Here is a 6512-nt window from a genome sequence, read left to right on the forward strand (position 1 = left end):
TAGTCGGCGAGGTGCGCAAGCGGCATCGGCTATCCAGGGTCGGCCATGCGCTGGACAACAGCGTCGCGGAGAAGGACCCCTCACTTGGCTCAGAAGACCGGGTTGTGATGGTGGAGGCGATCACCAAAGGCATTGCGTCACGAGGTATCGTCCTCGCGCAGGCGCTTGCGGAACCGACAACTGATGTCTGGGTCAACCCCCCTCGCGGGAGCTCTGCGTGGTTGCTGACCGAGGCTAGGTCGGCGATGGCCTCAGGAAGGGTAAGCAAGTGCGACGAGCTCCTCGCCCAAGCCTCGAAACAACTGGCCACCTCAACCACGATTGAGCAGGCGGAATATTGGCATCTCGTGGGACGTACTTGTCTTGTTCGAGGCGACGACGTCGGAGCGTCCAAAGCATTCAGGACTGCCGCAGAAATACGGTCTTATGCGAAACACTGGTCTGCGTGGGCAGAAAGCGAACTGCGCAGGCGACACCGGGCCGAGCGTGATGTTGACTTCTCGGATTTGCTGGCGGCCTTACCTGCTGATAGCGACCCGGCACTGCTTAGCATCAAAGTTCGTCTGCTTGCAGCCAGCAAGAAATATGACGAGGCCATCGCGCTGCTCGACACCTTTGAAGGCTCTGAGAGTCTTGCGGCCAGGGCGGTGGTTGAGACCATGTTCTCCAAATCGACCGAAGCCCTTCATGCATGTATAGACGGGCTAGCAGCTAAAGACAGGACCGAATCGAATCGACTGTTGTTCCTCATCTTGAAGGCACGTGCTCGGTTCAACATCGCGCTGCAGTCGGTTCAGCAAAACCTTCAAAGCGATGATGATGCATTGGAGGATGACATCCTTCCTCCGTCGGGCCCCATCGGTGTCGATGCACTCCTCTTGAGAGCCGCCTGGGACGACATTGAAGACGCTGTAGAAGCGCTTGACGAAATTCGGTGGGTTTCCAATGGCGAGTTCGTGATCGACATCTGGATCGCAGCAGCCGGCATGCTCGGGAGGCAGAAAAAGATCATTACGCGCGTTCTCGCAGCAGCTCGGATGCAGCCTCACCAATCCGATCTCCAGCTGGCCGCGGAGACGCTCGCGGCTCAGTGCGGCGACTTTGTGGCGGCCCTTGAAGCCAACGGCCGACTGCCCCATAGCGACACGAAAGTGCTTCGGCGCGCCTCGTTCCTCCACGAACGGGAAAAACATCGTGATTGCGTCGACCTGATGGCTGCGCATGTGGCCACGGTCAATCGGTCAAACCAACTCTTCGGACGCGTTCTGGTTCTTGCCGCTATATCCGCCGACGTGATGGCCCGGACCGACCTGGTGAACAGCTGGAGAGACATCCTGAACGGAGGAGACCAAGAGAGCAAAGCTCACGCTGCAACCCTTGACTACCTGCTTGCGAAACGCAAAAACGATGGGCACAGCGGCGCGCCACTTTCTGAACTTCTACGCATCGACGAGGAACTAGGCCATCCCACCGCAACGACCCTGGCGTTGTTCGAGGTACTCGACATCGGTTCAAGGGCTGAAGCCGAACGGTTTCTCCAGGTCGCAAATAGGCTACGGACCAATTTCAGGCTGTCACCAGGCATGGCTCAACGAATTGCCGTGGCTTTGGCGAACCTTGCACAATGGGAGCAGCTTCTGGCCTTGTGCGAAGAGGCTGAGCGCGAATTTGATGTGGCTGGCCGCGCCAAAGCATTCCACGCCCTGGCTCTCGACCAACTTGGTCGATCTGACGAGGCCAGGATCATCCTGGAGAGCATGCTTGAGGACGGCGTGGACGATCCGCTGGCTTTGAACACCTACGTCAACATCATGGTCAGATGGGGTTTTACCGATAAGGCCAAGTCGGCGGTAGAACTAATTCTTGAAAGCGCACAATCACGGGAACGTCGCCTGGAGTGCGTGCAAATGCTTTACAAGCTTGAGCAGCAGGCGAACCCAACAAGCCCAAGGCTGATCCAGCTCGCCTGCCTCATGGGAGAGCTTACAGACCAGAACGACGAGGCTGAGGAAGGCGCGTTTCTATGCATGGTGATTGGGGCAACGAGCTTCGACACGGTTGCATTGAGCCCGTCGCGCATACAGGACTTCCAGGGTCGAGCGAACGCGTTCTTTTCGAAATTCCCGCAGTCGAAGGTCATTTGGCGCATTGAGCTTCCCACGGACGCAGATGGTGACCAGATGATCCGTGCCTTGAAGTCTGCGGTCGGCATCACTGACGAGCAGGAGCAGGCGCGGGCAGAAATCGAAGCTAAGCTTCAAAGTGGCGAGTTGCCCTTTCCGTTCACGTGGTGTCCCAAGGTCGCGTTTGGCAACGTGCAAGATGTCGTGCATCTGTGGGAGATCGCGAAGACGTCGGCGACCGATGAGAAGAGGTTCCACCTCAATATGGTCGGGCAACTCTGGGAGCAGCGAGCTGCTGAGTCCTTTCGGTCGAGAACACCCCTCCTTGATCTGCTGACCCTGTTCATGCTGATGGACCTTGGGCTACTGGAAAAACTCTTCGACTTCTTTCCCAAAGTGGCAATCCCCCAGAGAACACTGCGCGAGCTCATGAAGATGTCGCAGGCGTTCTCCGGCAGCATCTACCGCGGCCGGTGCATCGCGCTGCAGGACAGCCTCAGGCCACGCCTCTCGCAGATCATCGAACCGCGGGGAGAGCTGTTGAACGAAGACGAGCAGATTCCTAAGGCATCCCGCGAACTCAAGAAGCTCATGGAGGTCGGTGAGTATGTTCTCTACTCGGACGACGCTGTACTGCGTCTGTGGATACTCGAAGACAGATTCAGTACCGCCGGCATGTCTACCTTGGACCTGCTCTGCGCGCTTGAGGAAGTCGGTGCACTCTCCACCGAGGACGTCGCAGCATCGCTTTCGCAGCTATGCGATTGGCACGTTGGTATCCAGATTCAGCTCAGGCACCAGCTCGCGCTTATCCCGCCAGCGGTCCAATCCGCCGCAAGCGTAGTGGAGGCCGCCACCTTACTGCGTGGCTCGACAAGGTTCATGTCGATGGCCACAGCTATGTGGGGACCGCACAGAGACGTGGTAACCAACCTTCAGTACATCGGTGCCGTGGTGCGGGAACTTGTCCATGAATCTTCCATTTCGACCGCGGCCGTGTGCGCATTCGTCGCAGTCTGGCTTGAACGGACGACGACCACCAAGGATAAGAATCTATCGGCGCTCCAGCTCGCGACCGAAATGGTCTTATGCGTTGCGGCCCCATCAAGGCTATCCATCGACGCCACGCGCCGCTTGTGGCGTATCTGTCTAGGTGCCGTCGAAGCGACCCAAGGGGCGCTCAGCCACGACGACATCATCACTGCGTTGGTGCTAGTCGGGGACAGGGCAGGAGCATTTGACAAGAAATTTGCGAAAGAGCATGGCACGAAACGCCAGGAGATGGGCGAGCGACTCATGCTGGGTCTCAACTTCAAGTCTGATTGGACGCTGTACTTTACGTCCGCCTACTTGGAGGGATGGCGCTGACCACGGTGGACCTAACGCCGCGCTGACCTTGCCTTGGAAGCGTCTTACCGCGAAGAAGCAGTGGCAAAGAGGATACAAAGCGCCAACGCACCGCGAGATGCAGACGGTCACGCATCGGTGATCGGCAGGTATGACGACGTTGCTGTCGACGTAGACTAATTCGACGCCTCCATGACTACTTGAGCGCTCAGTGGCGAGCCCCCGCAACAGGGCTAACTCGCTGGCGCTATCGCCATGCTGCCGCATGCCGAAACTGGACGACTCCTAGCCAAAACCGTTCGTGTCAGACCGTCGATCTGAATGTTCGCTCGCGCGCACAGCTGCCGTTCAGTTTTTCGAAGTGTGGGGCCGCAATGGGCGCATAGCCGTCTTCGGGGAACTCCGGTACCGGGCGGCCAGATTCCCAAAAATGGATGGCCGCTTTCTGGTACCAGTGACCGGAGGCAAAGGGCCATAAGCTGACGTTTGCAGGTATTGGTCATGCGCTCCGATCCACTGCTTTTCAATGCCAGATCCACACCCCCCCTATCTCGTAACTTTGAATTGGTAAAGCACGTAGCCATGGCCTAAAAATCCAAGGCAGCGACCAGGCAAGCAACCCACGCCGCAAGCAGAAAAGCAGCCTAAGAATTTATACACAAAGTGCCTCCAGCGCAGATAGCACCTGCACAAGCAGCTCACTTTTAAATAGCAAAACCCCGCAAGGCTTCACTGCCTTGCGGGGTTTTGCGTTGGGCTTCAAAGCAGGTCTACACAGCCGCCAACGCCTGGTCCAGATCGGCAATCAAATCGTCAATATGCTCAATCCCCACCGACAGCCGCACCGTGTCTTCACCCACACCCGCCTTGGCCAGTTCGGCGGGGTTGAGCTGGCGGTGGGTGGTGGATGCGGGGTGGGTGGCCAGGCTGCGCACGTCGCCGATGTTGACCAGGCGGGTGAACAGGTTCAGCGCGTCCAGGAAGCGGGCACCGGCTTCGCGCCCTCCCCCCACGCCAAAGGTCAGGATGCCCGAGGCCTTGCCGCTGAGGTACTTCTTAGCCAGCGCGTGGTCGGGGTGGCTTTCCAGGCCCGCGTAGTTGACCCACTGCACCTTGGCGGCCTTTTGCAGGTGCTGGGCGATGGCCAGGGTGTTGCTGTTGATGCGGTCCATGCGCAGGGCCAGGGTTTCGATGCCTTGCAGGATCAAGAACGCATTGAACGGCGAGATGGCCGCGCCGGTATTGCGCAGCGGCACCACGCGGGCGCGGCCGATGTAGGCGGCAGCGCCCAGGGCTTCGGTGTAAACCACACCGTGGTAGCTGGGGTCGGGCTCGTTCAGGCGTTTGAATTTGGCCTTGTGCTGGGCCCAGGGGAATTTGCCCGAATCCACAATCGCGCCGCCCAGGCTGGTGCCGTGGCCGCCCAGGTACTTGGTGAGGGAATGCACCACGATGTCGGCCCCGTGCTCGATGGGGCGGCTCAGGTAGGGCGTGGGCACGGTGTTGTCGACGATCAGCGGCACGCCGTGGCGGTGGGCGATTTCGGCAATGGCGGCGATGTCGGTCACGTTGCCTGCGGGGTTGCCCAGCGACTCGACAAACACGGCCTTGGTTTTGTCGTCAAACAGGCCTTCAAAGCTTTTGGGGTCGCGGTGGTCGGCGAAACGGGTGGTGATGCCAAACTGCGGCAGCGTGTGCGCGAATAAGTTGTAGGTGCCGCCGTACAGCGCGGTGCTGCTGATGATGTTGTCGCCCGCCTCGGCAATGGTCTGGATGGCGTAGGTCACCGCCGCTTGGCCGGATGCCAGCGCCAGCGCGGCAATGCCGCCCTCCAGGGCCGCCACGCGCTGCTCCAGGATGTCTTGCGTGGGATTCATGATGCGGGTGTAGATATTGCCCGGCACCTTCAGGTCGAACAGGTCGGCCCCGTGCTGCGCGCTGTCGAACGCGTAGGCCACGGTTTGGTAAATGGGCGGCGCGACGGCGTGGGTGGTCGGGTCGGGCGAATAGCCTGCGTGGACCGACTTGGTTTCAAACTTCCAATTTGTGCTGTCTCTTGCCATGGTGACGTTTCTCGGGTTGGGGTGAAAGGAGGGATAGTGTGGGCGGACCTTGGGGAATTAGGCCTTGCGGCTAACCCGCCCCACCGGCAGAACGCACACCGTCCAAAACGCTGTGCCATCAAATAGCCCAGTTCAGGCCAAAAATAGGAGTCAAATCGCCGCCCCGCGCAGGTGGCACCTGCACAGACCGCTCTTTTTTCTGTAGCACACGGTCCAGAATGCGCTTTTCGATGCGGGCGAACTCGGCGTCGCCGTGCCAGCGCGGGCGGGCCAGGGCGATGTTTTCGTCCAAGGCGATGCGGCCGTCTTCGATCAAGATCACGCGGTCGGCCAGGGCCACGGCCTCTTGCACGTCGTGCGTGACCAGCAGCGCGGTGAAGCGGTGCTTTTCCCACAGGCCTTCGATCAGGCGGTGCATTTCGATGCGGGTCAGCGCGTCCAGCGCGCCCAGGGGTTCGTCCAGCAGCAGCAGACGCGGGTTATGCACCAGGGCGCGGGCCAGGGCCACTCGCTGGCGCTGGCCGCCGGAGAGCTTGGCGGGCCAGTCCTTTTGGCGGTCGGCCAGGCCCACCTGGGCCAGCACTTTTTGGCCCTGCTCCCGGGCGGACTTGGGCAGGCCGATGAGCACGTTGGCTATCACCTTGCGCCAGGGCAGCAGGCGGGCATCCTGGAACATGATGCGGGTGCTTATATGGGCATCTCGGCGGATGCCGTCAATCGGTTCTGCGTCCAGCTGCAGGCTGCCACTGCTGGCGGCCTCCAGCCCGGCCACCAGCCGCAGCAAGGTGCTTTTGCCGCAGCCGCTGCGCCCGACGATGGCGACAAACTGGCCGGGTTCGATCGTGAGCTGGGTGTTGTGCAGCACCGTGCGCTTGTCGTAGCGCTTGCTCAGGGATTGCAGTTGCAGGCGCACGCCGCCGGACGGTGTGGAATCAGACATGGTGTGTCCTTAATGGGTTGCGGCTTGGTAGCCGGGGTG

Annotated in this window: 3 protein-coding genes; 1 reads left to right on the plus strand and 2 read right to left on the minus strand. The window is 60.2% G+C overall.

The genetic code is table 11. The features are described 5' to 3' along the window. Window positions 1-107: 107 nt before the first annotated feature. Window positions 108-3491 carry a hypothetical protein gene (locus ABI213_RS14170; RefSeq protein ID WP_348027589.1) on the plus strand — a complete coding sequence of 1128 codons (3384 nt, stop codon included), beginning with the start codon at window positions 108-110 and terminating at the stop codon, window positions 3489-3491. Window positions 3492-4240: 749 nt separating this feature from the next. On the opposite strand, the gene ABI213_RS14175 is transcribed toward ABI213_RS14170, so the two are convergent. Next, window positions 4241-5533, minus strand: a complete 1293-nt coding sequence (locus ABI213_RS14175; protein ID WP_348027591.1) for an O-acetylhomoserine aminocarboxypropyltransferase/cysteine synthase family protein — start codon at window positions 5531-5533, stop codon at window positions 4241-4243. Window positions 5534-5651: 118 nt separating this feature from the next. Beyond that, a complete protein-coding gene (locus ABI213_RS14180; protein ID WP_348027593.1) occupies window positions 5652-6473 on the minus strand; it encodes an ATP-binding cassette domain-containing protein in 822 nt (273 codons plus the stop codon). Window positions 6474-6512: the final 39 nt, after the last annotated feature.

Origin of the sequence: Rhodoferax sp. (assembly GCF_039922535.1) — a bacterium.
Taxonomy (GTDB): domain Bacteria; phylum Pseudomonadota; class Gammaproteobacteria; order Burkholderiales; family Burkholderiaceae_C; genus Rhodoferax_B.

Excerpts from the sequence above, each read along its gene's own strand:
- ABI213_RS14175 (WP_348027591.1), bottom strand. The coding sequence starts at position 5,533 with ATGGCAAGAGACAGCACAAATTGGAAGTTTGAAACCAAGTCGGTCCAC.
- ABI213_RS14170 (WP_348027589.1), top strand. The coding sequence starts at position 108 with ATGGTGGAGGCGATCACCAAAGGCATTGCGTCACGAGGTATCGTCCTC.
- ABI213_RS14180 (WP_348027593.1), bottom strand. The coding sequence starts at position 6,473 with ATGTCTGATTCCACACCGTCCGGCGGCGTGCGCCTGCAACTGCAATCC.